The following is a 12,252-nucleotide window of genomic DNA, read 5'->3' as shown; positions in this document are numbered from 1 at the left end:
GGCCGCTTTCGCGTCGTACCTGAGGGGTACCCGGGGACTACCCGGGTACTACCTGAGCGCTGCTACTTGAGCGGCGTACCGCCCGCGTTGTGGTACGCGATCGTCTTGTTGATCAGGTTCCCGCCGTCCGACTCGACCGTGGTCTGCTCCTGCTGCCCCGGGCCGAACAGGAGGGCGCCGACATGCGCCTTCGCCACCTGGTCCAGGTGCGAGAAGAGCCAGTCGACCTTGTCGTCCTTGTAGTGGTTGAGGGTGTTGTTCTGCGCCTTGTTGCCCAGCGGGATCTGCCACAGGACGACGGGCTTGCCCACCGACTCGGCCATCGTCTTGTAGAAGTTCATCTCGGCGGTGGCCTTCTGGTCGGTCCAGAAGGTGTCACGGCCGCCGTGCTCCGGCTTCGCGTACCAGCCCGCGTCGCGGTCCACCACGTCGGAGACCAGGAAGTCGGCGTCCTTCGCGCCGAGGTCCTTGTAGTCGTCGACGCACTTCTGCACGTTGTTCTGCCAGTCCCAGCAGGTCAGGTGGAAGCCGGCACCCGTGTTCGGGGCGTACTTGTGGGCCATCGAGATCAGGCAGCGGGACAGGCCGGCGGCGCTGTTCTCCTGCGATCCGCAGTCCGTCGGGTTCGCGGCCGTGACCTGCGCGGCGACCTTGTGCGGGTTGCCGAGCGAGCGGACGTAGCCCCAGAAGTCGGGCTCGATGTCGATCATGTCCCGCGAGGTGCCGATCTTCTGGAGGAAGAAGCGGTAGTCGTCCAGGTAGCGGGTGAGCAGGTCGGTCCGGTTGATGGCCTTGACCTCGCCCGGACCGTCGCCCTCGCCCGCCGCGTCCCCGAGGTCGCGCAGCGAGTACCAGGTCCAGAAGTTCTTCTGCGGGCGCGCCTTGCCCTGGTACGTCGCCTGGGCCGACACGCTGTCCCGCCAGGTCACGTAGGTGCCGGGCGCCGTGGTCTCGCCGTTCCAGCAGCCCCACCAGCTCGACCACTGGGCCTTGCAGCGCGCGGCCGTGTAGTAGTCCCGGGAGGGCGCGGGCTGGCTGTGCACGTAGGCGTACCGCACGTCGAAGGGGGCGGCGGCGGCCGAGGCGTCGGACATCGAGCCGCCGATGAGGACCTTGTCGCTGCCCATCAGGCGGGGGGTGGAGCCGCCGGTGGTGGCGGGCGGGGGCGTCGTCGGGGAGGGCTTGGCGGGGGCGGGGTTCTTGTCGCCGCCGACGCTTCCGGCCGGGACGAGCTTCCACTGCTGGGCGGCGCCGCCCTTGTCAGGGTTCTGGGCGACGCGGCCCCCGTCGGCCTTGGAGCCGTTCTTGACCTCGACGGCCATCCCGCTGAAGCGGTTGACCAGGCGGAAGTATCCGTCCGACGCCTTCTTCAGGCCGAACTGCTGGTTGGCGTTGTTGTGGTCGCTCCACTGCACCAGGGCGGTACCGGCGGTCTTCGACCAGCCGTAATCATCCAGCACCTTGCCGGAGTTCCGGTTCAGCAGGCGGTAGTTGCCGTCGCCCGAGTCGACGAACCGCCACTGCTGGTTGGTCCCGCCGTGCCGGCTCCACTGCACGACCGCCGCGCCGTCGTTCGTGGCGTAGCCGAGGCCGTCCAGCGCCTCGCCGCTGTTGCGGTTGACCAGGACGTACCAGGAGTCCGTGTCCACGACCGCCGCCGAGGCCGTACTGACCCAGGCGACCGAGCCGCCCACGACGGTCAGGGCGACGGCTCCCCACAGGCTCCGGCGCTGGTACAGCCGACGGCCGCGGTGTTTGTGCCGGTGCCCCGGAGCGGGCGCGGGGGACGGCGGGCGAGGCGACATTTCGGTGCTCTCTTTCGGTGTTGCTCCGTACGGACCCCCTGGTCCGCACGGCACCGAGTCGTCACAGCCCGCGAAAAGGTTGCCCCCGTCCCGCGAAACCTTTCACGACGTACGGCGGTGCCGGGCCTTCGGCCCCCTGCTGCGGACGCGCACCACCACGAACAGCCCCAGCGCCACCGCCGCGAGCCCCAGGACCACCTTCGACAGCACCCCCACGTACGCCTCGACCAGCTCCCACTGATCCCCCAGCCAGTAACCCGCCATGATCAGCACGGAGTTCCACAGCAGGGAGCCGAGGGCGGTGAGCGCGACGAACGTGGGCAGCCGCATCCGGTCCACCCCCGCCGGGACGGAGATCAGGCTCCGGAAGACGGGGAGCATCCGGCCCAGGAAGATCGCCTTCGTACCGTGCCGCGCGAACCACTCCTCCGTCCGCACCAGATCCGCCGGTTTCACCAGCGGCAGCTTGGCCCAGATCGCGTGCACCCGCTCCCGCCCGACGAGCATCCCGATCCAGTACAGGACGACGGCCCCCACGGTCGCCCCGAGCGTCGTCCAGAACAACGCGGACGGCAGACTCAGCACCCCCTGCCCCGCCGCGAACCCCGTCAACGGCAGGATCACCTCGCTGGGAATCGGTGGAAAGAGGTTCTCCAGCGCGATGGCCAGCCCGGCCCCCGGCCCCCCGATCGTCTCGATGAGCCCGGTGACCCACCCCGTGATCCCGTCCGAGGGTTCTTTGGGCTGGGCGGCGAGGTGCGCGGTGGTCATAAGGTAAAGGTAATGCAAAGCTGAGGGTGGTCAGCCCAGTCGCTTCGTGAACGTGAACTCCGTGACCCCCGGCGGATAGTCCGTGATCGCGCAGACCTCCTCGTACCCCCGCGCGCGGTAGAAGTCCGGCGCCTGGAAGTCCCACGTCTCCAGGCGTACGGCCGTGCAGGCGCGGTCCTCGTGGGCGATGCGTTCCGCCCGGGTGAGGAGGGCGGTGCCCAGGCCGGTGCCCCGGAAGTCGGGGTCGACCCAGAGGAAGGTGACGTGGAGCCAGGACGCCCACGTGTGGCCGACCAGGCCGCCGCACAGGGGGTTCTCGGGGGTCGTGGCCCAGATGTGCAACGGGGATTCCCGGGAATCGGGGGTGAGGTGGAGGGCCTGTAGCTCCGGGGACGCGGAGAGGTTCGCCGCGCGGAGCCTCGTACGGAGCAGCGCGCGTCGGGTGTTGTCCACTTCTGTCTCAAAGCCGAACATGCGGCACACCATAAACGCCCTGGCCGACCAGTTCTGCGAAACCGCTTCCGCTCCGTGCTCCCGGCCCTACTCTGTGAACAGCACCGGCGGGGGGCCGGTGCCGTTCAGGGGGCGAGACAGCCGGGTACGGCGCTCGCGGCGGGGGTAGCAGTACGCGCACGGCGGCGGCCGTGCGGCACCCGCGCCACGGGCGTCGTACCCGCAGCCGTCGTTCTCCGGCCTTTTCTGGGGTATCCCCTGCTCCGTCGAGGAGCATCGGGGAAGGGGGTTTCGTGGTTCGTATCCGAGTTCTGGTCGTCGACGATCACCGGATCTTCGCGGAGTCGCTGGCGGCGGCACTGGCGGCTGAGCCGGACGTCGAGGTGTCCGCCGCCGGGAGCGGTCCCGCGGCGTTGCGGAGTCTGGAGCGGGCCGCCGCGGAGGGGCGCCGGTTCGACGTCCTGCTCGTGGACGCCGATCTGGGCACCGTCGCGCCCGGGCTGAGGCCCGCCGTCCCGGTCCACGAGGTCGGCGAGAACGGGCATGTGGACGGGATCTCGCTCCTCTCCGGGGTGCGGTCGACCCAGGCGTACGTACGGGTCGTCGTGCTCGCCGAGAAGGACGACCCCCGGCGGGCCGCGCTGGCGTTGCAGGCGGGGGCGTCGGGGTGGGTCGCCAAGGACTGCTCCCTGTCGCGGCTGCTGACCGTCATCCGGGGGGTGCTGCGGGACGAGACGCATCTGCCGCCGGCGCTGCTGACCGGCGTACTGCGGGAGTTGACGGCCGCGCGCAAGCACCGGACGGAGAGCGAGCGGCTGGTGGAGTCGCTGACGCCCCGGGAGCGCGAGGTGCTGCGCTGCATGGTGGCGGGGCTGGGCCGCAAGGCGGTGGCCGAGCGGCTGTTCCTGTCGCCGCACACGGTCCGCACGCACATGCAGAACGTGCTGGGCAAGCTGGGAGTGCACTCGACGCTGGCGGCGGTGGCGCTGGCACGGCGGGCGGGGGTCGGGCCGGTGGACCTCGCCGGTGACGTGGTCGAGCGGGGCGGGCAGTTGGCCTAGCGCTCCCGGACCCTTCAACTCCGTTTCCCCGGTGGGCGGTTCGGGTCCGGCCGTCCACCGGTGGCGGCGCGCGTGGTCATGCTCGCGGGTCTCGGCAAGCGGCGACCGCCGCATGACCCGGCGCCGGCCTCGCGACGGACGGCTGCTCCGGTCGCCCTCGTCGGGCCGGGGTCAGCCGGGGATGTTGTCGAAGGGGGCCGTCAACTGCCGTAGCAGCGCCGCCAGTTCGCCCCGCTGTCCCGGCGACAGCTCCGCCAGGATCGCCCTCTCCTGCGCCAGCAGCCCCGCCAGCGCCTGGTCCGCCCGGTCGCGGCCCTCGGCGGTCAGGCGGACCAGGACGCCCCTGCGGTCCGTGGGGTCGGGGAGGCGTTCCACCAGGCCCTTCTGGGTCAGGCGGTCGATGCGGTTGGTCATCGTGCCCGAGGTGACCAGGGTCTGCGTGAGGAGCTGGCCGGGGGAGAGCTGGTACGGGGCGCCCGCCCGGCGCAGCGCCGTGAGGACGTCGAACTCCCACGGCTCCAGGTGGTGCTCGGCGAAGGCCAGCCGGCGTGCGCGGTCCAGGTGGCGGGCCAGTCTGCTGACCCGGCTCAGCACTTCGAGTGGCTCCACGTCGAGGTCGGGGCGTTCCCGACGCCACGCCGCGACCAGCCGATCGACCTCGTCCTCCATGGCGATCAGTGTAGTGGTTGTGTCGATGTGAAGTCTCTTGACATCAAGTCTCTTGACATCGAGAGAAATTCTCGGGCATCGTGGACCCATGACCAGCCCCTCCTGGGACCCCGCCCAGTACCTGCGCCACGCGGACCACCGCGCCCGCCCCTTCATCGACCTCCTCGCGAGGATCCCCGACCTCCCCGCCGCCCGCCCCCGTATCGCCGACCTCGGCTGCGGCCCCGGCAACATGACCCGCCTCCTCACGGAACGCTGGCCCACGGCCCGCGTCACGGGCTACGACAACTCCCCGCAGATGCTGGCCGACGCGGCGGCGTACGCCACCCCGGACCTCGACTTCGCCCACGCGGACCTCACGACGTGGGCCCCCGCGGAGCCGTACGACCTTCTCGTCTCCAACGCGGCGCTCCACTGGGTCCCCGGGCACCTGGACGCCCTCCCCGCCTGGCTCGACGCGCTCACCCCGGGCGGCACCCTCGCCTTCCAGGTCCCGGACAACATCGACGCGCCGCTCCACGCGCTGATGCGGGACCTGGCGAACACGCCCCGCTGGAAGTCCCGCCTGGCGGACGTCCTGCGCCGGGAAAGCTCCGTCCACACCCCGGAGGCGTACCTCTCCCGCCTGGGCGGCACGGCCGACATCTGGCAGACCACGTACCTCCACGTCCTCCCCGGCACCGACCCGGTCCTCGACTGGGTCAAGGGCACCGGCCTGCGCCCGGCCCTGGACGCCCTCGCGGACGACCCCGAGGCCGGAGACGCGTTCGTGAGCGAGTACCGGGACCTGCTCCGGCAGGCGTACCCGCCACAGCCGTACGGCACGGTCCTCCCGTTCCGCCGCCTGTTCGCGGTGGCGACGAAGGGGGCGTAGGGATGCTGACGTCGATCGACCACGTCCAGCTGGCGGCACCGCCGGGCGGCGAACCCCTGCTGCGGGCGTTCTACACGGAGACCCTCGGCATGACGGAGATCCCGAAACCCCCGGCCCTGGCGGCGCGCGGCGGCTGCTGGTTCCGGGCGGGGCCGGTCCAGGTCCACCTCGGCGTCGAGGAGGACTTCCGCCCGGCGAGGAAGGCGCATCCGGGGCTCGGCGTGACGGACATCGCGGCGTACGCGGCCCGGCTGGAATCGTACGGAACCCCGGTGACCTGGGACGACAGCCTGCCGGGGCGCCGACGGTTCTACGCGTCCGATCCCGTGGGGAACCGGCTGGAGTTTCTGGAGTGACCGGTGCCCGTACAACCCACTCCCGGGCCCGGACGGGGTGGGGAGCCGTCGCCGTCGGGACCGTCTGCGCGGGCCTGGACACCTGGAGCATCACCCAGGGCCCGCCGACCGGGGACAGGACCTACGTCAGGTATCCGCCGGGACCGGCCGTTCCGGGCCGACGGCGGAGTACGCGGGCCTGATCACCGGCAACAGGGTGCAGGGCCCCGCTCAGGCGCAGTCCGCGTCCGTGACGGGGCGGTCCTTCGCGCGGCTCGTGCCGGCGGGGAGCCCGTTCTTGTCCAGTGCGTCGCCGGTCGCGGAGATCGTGTAACCGGACGAGGTGATGCGGATGCTGCCGTTGTTCCGCCAGCCGTTCTCCTCCTTGACCTCGTCGGGGCTGATGGTCTGGACCCTCTCCAGGACGGCGATCGGAGTGGTGGTGACGGTACGCAGCCTCGGCACCCTCTCCAGGAAGGCCGCGGTGCGCGGCGGTACGTCGATCTTTTCCGTCTTGCTCTTGCTGACCTCCTGGCCGAAGGACCATTCGGTGGTCACCTCGGCGCCGCCGCCGAGCGAGAACACGTCCTTGATGATGCTGAGTTCGAAGCCGGCGCTGACCGAGACGCTGTGGGTGACGCTGCTGCTGCTCGTCAGGCTGTGGGTGATCTCCTGACCGGTCTGGACCGCGTTGCCGCAGTTGACGATCAGGTCGGAGGTGTCGGTGGGGGCGCCGAACGAGTCCTTCACGTCGGTCGCGGGGTACTCGCAGTGCGCGGCGACACGGGTGACCGCGGGTGAGCCCGCCGGGGTCGTGCCGATGTCGCCGATCCCCTTCGACTCGTCCGGCGCGACATTGCCGGTGGCCAGGTCGATGAAGAAGAAGCCGACGTCCTGGAACGGCTTGTCCGAGGTCGGCCCCGGACACAGGGCCGCCATCATCTTGTCGGTGTCGAAGGTCTCGGCCCCCTTGAGCTGGAACGGCGTGGACGCCGGCGGGGGTACCAGGGCCGCCATCGCCGCGGGAACGGCGATCACACCGCCCGCGACGGCGATCACCGAGCCGAGACCGATGGCGAGAGTCCGGGAGCGCTTCTTGTTGCGAGCGTGTCCTTTGGGCATGGGGGTGCCCTCCTTGGTGGGTGAGCGGAGCGCGGTCAGCTTGCGCTTCCCCATCTTCGAAAGGGCTCGGGAGTACCGACAGAGTCAAATATCCCTGTCCAAAAATTTACCCGGAAGGTTCTCGACAAGAGGGCTGAAAAAACTCAAGGAGGGGCTACGACTTGCGGCGCCCTATCAGATGCGGCTTCGCCTCCATGCCGTCCAGGCCGTGCCAGGCGATGTTCACCAGGTGCGCGGCGACCTCCGCCTTCTTGGGGCGGCGGACGTCCAGCCACCACTGGCCGGTGAGCGCGACCATGCCGACCAGGGCCTGCGCGTACAGGGGGGCCAGCTTGGGATCGAAGCCCCGGCTCTTGAACTCGCGGCCCAGGATGTCCTCCACCTGCGTCGCGATGTCCGAGATCAGGGAGGCGAAGGAGCCGGTCGACTGCGGGATGGGGGAGTCGCGGACGAGGATGCGGAAGCCGTCCGTGTACTCCTCGATGTAGTCGAGCAGGGCGAACGCGGCCTGCTCGCACAGTTCGCGGGGATGCCCGGCGGTGAGGGAACTCGTGACCATGTCCAGCAGCCGCCGCATCTCACGGTCCACGACGACCGCGTACAGACCCTCCTTGCCCCCGAAGTGCTCGTACACGACCGGCTTGGAGACCCCGGCCTTCGCCGCGATCTCCTCCACCGACGTCGCCTCGAAACCCTTCGCCGCGAAGAGGGTGCGGCCGATCTCCAGGAGCTGCTGCCGGCGCTCCGCCCCGGTCATCCGGGTCCGGCGGGCGCGCCGGGGCTTCTCGTTGCTCGCGGTGCTGCTGGGATCGATGGCCACGGCGTCCATCATGCCGCTTCGGCGCTCGCCTTCCGGCGCCGGGAGCGGTCAGCGTCGGTGTTGCGGCGGGAATCGATACGGGAGCGTGACGGCCAGCGCACGTCGTACGCCCACCCGAACGCCTCGAACCAGCGGATCAGCCGCGCCGAGGAGTCGATCTGCCCGCGCTCGACACCGTGCCGCGCGGACGTCGGGTCGGCGTGGTGCAGGTTGTGCCAGGACTCGCCGCAGGACAGGACGGCCAGCCACCACACGTTCCCGGAGCGGTCACGGGACTTGAAGGGGCGCTTGCCGACGGCGTGGCAGATGGAGTTGATGGACCAGGTCACGTGGTGCAGCAGACCGACCCGGATCAGCGACCCCCAGAAGAACGCGGTGAACGCACCCCACCAGGACATCGTCACCAGGCCCCCGACCAGCGGCGGGATGGCGAGGGAGACGAACGCCCACACGATGAACGTACGGGAGATCCGTCGGATCGCCGTGTCCTTGATCAGGTCGGGCGCGTACTTCTCCTGCGGCGTCTGCTCCTCGTCGAACATCCACGCGATGTGCGCCCACCACAGGCCCTTGAGCAGCGCGGGGATCGTCTCCCCGAAGCGCCACGGCGAGTGGGGGTCGCCCTCGGCGTCGGAGAACTTGTGGTGCTTGCGGTGGTCCGCGACCCAGCGCACCAGCGGCCCCTCGACCGCCATCGACCCGGCGATCGCCAGCGCGATCCGCAGCGGGCGCCTCGCCTTGAACGAGCCGTGCGTGAAGTACCGGTGGAAGCCGATCGTGATGCCGTGGCAGCCGAGGAAGTACATGAAGACCATCAGACCGAGGTCGAGCCAGCTCACCCCCCAGCCCCACGCCAGCGGCACGGCCGCGAGGATCGCCAGGAACGGGACGACGATGAAGAGGAGGAGCGTGATCTGTTCGAGCGAACGCTTCTGCTCCCCGCCCAGCGTCGCCGACCGCTCCGGCGGCAGTGGTGCGCCGGGCGTCTCCTCCGGGGCGTCGTCGATCACATCGGAGCTTGTGGCCATGGGGCGTCCCCTGTGGGGTCGAGGGTGCGGATCGGATACCTAGGGCTCTGTCGGCCCTGGCCGAGGACGGTTTCCTACGGTTCCGTAACCTACGGCGTCGTAAGTATGGCAGCGAGGTCCGGTGCGGCAAGAGCCCGACAGCCTGCGCGTGCCGCTGGACACCTATCCTTGGACTCGGTCGGACAGCGCGGTCCGCTCTGTTTTCTTCCCTGATGTCCGGCCTGTATGCGAAAGTCAGCCGCGTACCCGCCTGACCTCGGGGTTTCCTCCAGATGAGCTTCACCACTGCAAGGAGCCGCACCTGTGAGCAGTGCCGACGACCAGACTGTTGCCCAGGAGACCACCTCCGCCGAACTGCGCGCAGACATCCGCAGGCTGGGCGACCTCCTGGGCGAGACCCTCGTACGGCAGGAAGGTCCCGAACTCCTCGACCTCGTCGAGAAGGTCCGCCGCCTCACCCGGGAGGACGGCGAGGCCGCAGCCAGGCTGCTGCGCGGCATCGAACTGGAGACCGCCGCCAAGCTGGTGCGCGCCTTCTCCACGTACTTCCATCTGGCGAACGTCACCGAGCAGGTGCACCGGGGCCGTGAGCTGCGCGCCCGCCGTGCCGCCGAGGGCGGACTGCTCGCGCGGACGGCCGACCGCCTCAAGGACGCCGACCCGGACCACGTCCGCGAGAGCGTACGGAACCTGAACGTCCGGCCCGTCTTCACGGCGCACCCCACCGAGGCGGCCCGCCGCTCGGTCCTGAACAAGCTCCGGCGCATCGCGGCCCTCCTGGAGACCCCGGTCATCGAGTCCGACCGGCGCCGCTACGACACCCGTCTCGCCGAGAACATCGACCTCGTGTGGCAGACCGATGAACTGCGGGTGGTACGCCCCGAGCCGGCCGATGAAGCCCGCAACGCGATCTACTACCTGGACGAGCTGCACGCGAACGCGGTCGGTGACGTCCTGGAGGACCTGACCGCCGAGCTGGAGCGGGTGGGCGTGGTCCTTCCGGAGGAGACCCGGCCCCTCACCTTCGGTACCTGGATCGGCGGCGACCGCGACGGCAACCCGAACGTCACCCCCCAGGTGACCTGGGACGTCCTCATCCTCCAGCACGAGCACGGCATCAACGACGCGCTGGAGACCATCGACGAACTGCGCGGGTTCCTGTCCAACTCCATCCGCTACACCGGTGCCACCCAAGAGCTACTGGACTCCCTCGCGCTCGACCTCGAACGGCTCCCCGAGATCAGCCCCCGCTACAAGCGGCTCAACGCCGAGGAGCCCTACCGGCTCAAGGCCACCTGCATCCGGCAGAAGCTGGAGAACACCAAGACCCGCCTCGCCAAGGGCATCCCGCACGCCGAGGGCCGGGACTACCTCGGCACCAGCGAGCTGATCACCGACCTCACGCTGATCCAGGAGTCCCTGCGCCGGCACCGGGGCGGGCTCTTCGCCGACGGCCGCATGAACCGGACGATCCGCACGCTGGCCGCGTTCGGTCTCCAGCTCGCCACCATGGACGTCCGCGAGCACGCCGACGCCCACCATCACGCACTCGGCCAGCTCTTCGACCGGCTCGGCGAGGAGTCGTGGCGGTACACCGACATGCCGCGCGAGTACCGGACGAAGCTGCTCGCGAAGGAGCTGCGCTCGCGTCGGCCGCTGGCCGGTACGCCGGCTCCCGTCGACGCGGCCGGGGAGAAGACGCTCGGGGTCTTCCTCACGGTCAAGCGGGCGCTGGAGGTGTTCGGGCCCGAGGTCATCGAGTCGTACATCATCTCGATGTGCCAGGGGGCGGACGACGTCTTCGCCGCCGCTGTCCTGGCGCGTGAGGCGGGGCTCATCGACCTGCACGCCGGGTGGGCCAAGATCGGCATCGTGCCGCTGCTGGAGACCACCGACGAGCTGAAGGCCGCCGACACCATCCTTGAGGAGATGCTGTCCGACCCGTCGTACCGGCGGCTCGTAGCTCTCCGGGGGGATGTGCAGGAGGTCATGCTGGGGTACTCCGACTCCTCGAAGTTCGGGGGTATCACGACGTCCCAGTGGGAGATCCACCGGGCCCAGCGCCGGCTGCGCGATGTAGCCCACCGGTACGGGGTACGGCTCCGGCTCTTCCACGGGCGCGGTGGCACCGTCGGGCGCGGGGGCGGCCCCTCCCACGACGCGATCCTCGCGCAGCCCTGGGGGACCCTGGAGGGGGAGATCAAGGTCACCGAGCAGGGTGAGGTGATCTCGGACAAGTACCTGATCCCCTCGCTGGCCCGGGAGAACCTGGAACTGACGGTCGCCGCGACACTTCAGGCGTCCGCCCTGCACACCGCGCCCCGGCAGTCCGACGAGGCCCTCGCGCGGTGGGACGCCGCCATGGACGTCGTCTCCGACGCCGCGCACGCCTCCTACCGCGAACTCGTCGAGGACCCCGACCTGCCGACGTACTTCCTCGCCTCCACACCGGTCGACCAGCTCGCCGACCTGCACCTGGGCTCGCGGCCCTCCCGCCGCCCCGGCTCGGGCGTCTCGCTCGACGGACTGCGCGCCATCCCCTGGGTCTTCGGCTGGACCCAGTCCCGGCAGATCGTCCCCGGCTGGTACGGCGTCGGCTCCGGCCTCAAGGCCCTGCGCGAGGCGGGGCTCACTGCAACATTGGGAGGAGAGGGCGTCCTCGACGAGATGCACGGGCAGTGGCACTTCTTCCGCAACTTCATCTCCAACGTCGAGATGACCCTCGCAAAGACGGACCTGCGCATCGCCGCGCACTACGTCGACACGCTCGTGCCGGACGAGCTGAAGCACGTCTTCGACCGAATCAAGGCCGAGCACGAGCTGACCGTCGCCGAGGTCCTGAAGATCACCGGCGAGAGCGAACTCCTCGACGCACAGCCCGTGTTGAGGCAGACGTTCTCCATCCGGGACGCCTACCTCGACCCGATCTCGTACCTCCAGGTGACACTCCTGAAGCGCCAGCGGGACGCGGCTGCGGCGGGCGAGAAGCCGGACCCGGTGCTGTCGCGGGCACTGCTGCTCACGGTGAACGGCGTGGCGGCGGGCTTGCGCAACACGGGCTGACGGACGGGGAGTCGAGGGGCGCCTTGGGTAACTGGGGCGCCCTTCGGCGTGCTTGGGGGCCGGGGCGGTGATCGGAAGGGGGTGTGGTGTGGGCCGGGGGTGTTGATGGGAGGGGCCGCAGCGGGGCGTCGGGTGTCGGGGTGTTGAGCGGAGGTGCTGCGGCGTTGCCCGGGCGAGCTGTGGTGTGACGTCGGGTGTCGGGGTGTTGATGGGAGGGGCCGCACTGTGGCGTGGGGTGTTCAGCGCAGGGG

11 protein-coding genes are annotated in these 12,252 nt (G+C 70.2%); 4 read left to right on the top strand and 7 right to left on the bottom strand.

Features of this window, described 5'->3' with window-relative positions; genetic code table 11:
• Window positions 1-62: 62 nt before the first annotated feature.
• The 3 genes from ACQCO7_RS17425 to ACQCO7_RS17415 all read right to left on the bottom strand — a co-directional run bounded on the left by ACQCO7_RS17425 (window position 63) and on the right by ACQCO7_RS17415 (window position 3,062).
• Window positions 63-1,805 (bottom strand): RICIN domain-containing protein, encoded by a 1,743-nt coding sequence (locus ACQCO7_RS17425; RefSeq protein WP_464072706.1) that lies wholly within the window; start codon window positions 1,803-1,805, stop codon window positions 63-65.
• Window positions 1,806-1,907: 102 nt separating this feature from the next.
• On the bottom strand, window positions 1,908-2,576 hold the full coding sequence (locus tag ACQCO7_RS17420) for a DedA family protein (RefSeq protein ID WP_464072705.1): 669 nt from the start codon (window positions 2,574-2,576) through the stop codon (window positions 1,908-1,910).
• A 30-nt stretch (window positions 2,577-2,606) separates the two neighbouring features.
• Entirely contained in the window at window positions 2,607-3,062 is a 456-nt protein-coding gene (locus tag ACQCO7_RS17415) for a GNAT family N-acetyltransferase (RefSeq protein WP_464072704.1), read from the bottom strand.
• 260 nt (window positions 3,063-3,322) lie between these two features.
• Between ACQCO7_RS17415 and ACQCO7_RS17410 the strand changes: the two genes are divergently transcribed.
• On the top strand, window positions 3,323-4,090 hold the full coding sequence (locus tag ACQCO7_RS17410) for a LuxR C-terminal-related transcriptional regulator (protein ID WP_464072703.1): 768 nt from the start codon (window positions 3,323-3,325) through the stop codon (window positions 4,088-4,090).
• 171 nt (window positions 4,091-4,261) lie between these two features.
• On the opposite strand, the gene ACQCO7_RS17405 is transcribed toward ACQCO7_RS17410, so the two are convergent.
• Window positions 4,262-4,759: a MarR family winged helix-turn-helix transcriptional regulator gene (locus ACQCO7_RS17405; protein WP_464072702.1), complete on the bottom strand. Its 498-nt coding sequence runs from the start codon at window positions 4,757-4,759 to the stop codon at window positions 4,262-4,264.
• Window positions 4,760-4,847: 88 nt separating this feature from the next.
• Between ACQCO7_RS17405 and ACQCO7_RS17400 the strand changes: the two genes are divergently transcribed.
• Together ACQCO7_RS17400 and ACQCO7_RS17395 are read left to right on the top strand one after the other, a co-directional pair.
• On the top strand, window positions 4,848-5,633 hold the full coding sequence (locus ACQCO7_RS17400; RefSeq protein WP_464072701.1) for a trans-aconitate 2-methyltransferase: 786 nt from the start codon (window positions 4,848-4,850) through the stop codon (window positions 5,631-5,633).
• Between the two features lie 2 nt (window positions 5,634-5,635).
• On the top strand, window positions 5,636-5,989 hold the full coding sequence (locus ACQCO7_RS17395) for a VOC family protein (protein ID WP_464072700.1): 354 nt from the start codon (window positions 5,636-5,638) through the stop codon (window positions 5,987-5,989).
• Window positions 5,990-6,199: 210 nt separating this feature from the next.
• Here ACQCO7_RS17395 and ACQCO7_RS17390 read toward each other — a convergent pair whose 3' ends face one another.
• The 3 genes from ACQCO7_RS17390 to ACQCO7_RS17380 form a co-directional block, all read right to left on the bottom strand.
• Window positions 6,200-7,090, bottom strand: coding sequence for a hypothetical protein (locus ACQCO7_RS17390; RefSeq protein ID WP_464072699.1), 891 nt, complete (start codon window positions 7,088-7,090; stop codon window positions 6,200-6,202).
• A gap of 154 nt (window positions 7,091-7,244) precedes the next feature.
• Complete coding sequence (locus ACQCO7_RS17385; protein WP_029184017.1) at window positions 7,245-7,922, bottom strand: TetR/AcrR family transcriptional regulator; 678 nt, start codon at window positions 7,920-7,922, stop codon at window positions 7,245-7,247.
• A complete protein-coding gene (locus tag ACQCO7_RS17380) occupies window positions 7,919-8,938 on the bottom strand; it encodes an acyl-CoA desaturase (protein WP_464072698.1) in 1,020 nt (339 codons plus the stop codon). Before ACQCO7_RS17380 ends, ACQCO7_RS17385 begins: the two co-directional genes overlap by 4 nt.
• A 303-nt stretch (window positions 8,939-9,241) precedes the next feature.
• On the opposite strand from ACQCO7_RS17380, the gene ppc reads away from it, so the two are divergent.
• Window positions 9,242-12,001: a phosphoenolpyruvate carboxylase gene (ppc, locus tag ACQCO7_RS17375; protein ID WP_464072697.1), complete on the top strand. Its 2,760-nt coding sequence runs from the start codon at window positions 9,242-9,244 to the stop codon at window positions 11,999-12,001.
• Window positions 12,002-12,252: the final 251 nt, after the last annotated feature.

It is taken from the genome of Streptomyces saintjeani (genome assembly GCF_055409605.1).
Note: the sequence above shows the minus strand (reverse complement) of the source record. Positions and strands in the feature narration are given on the sequence as shown.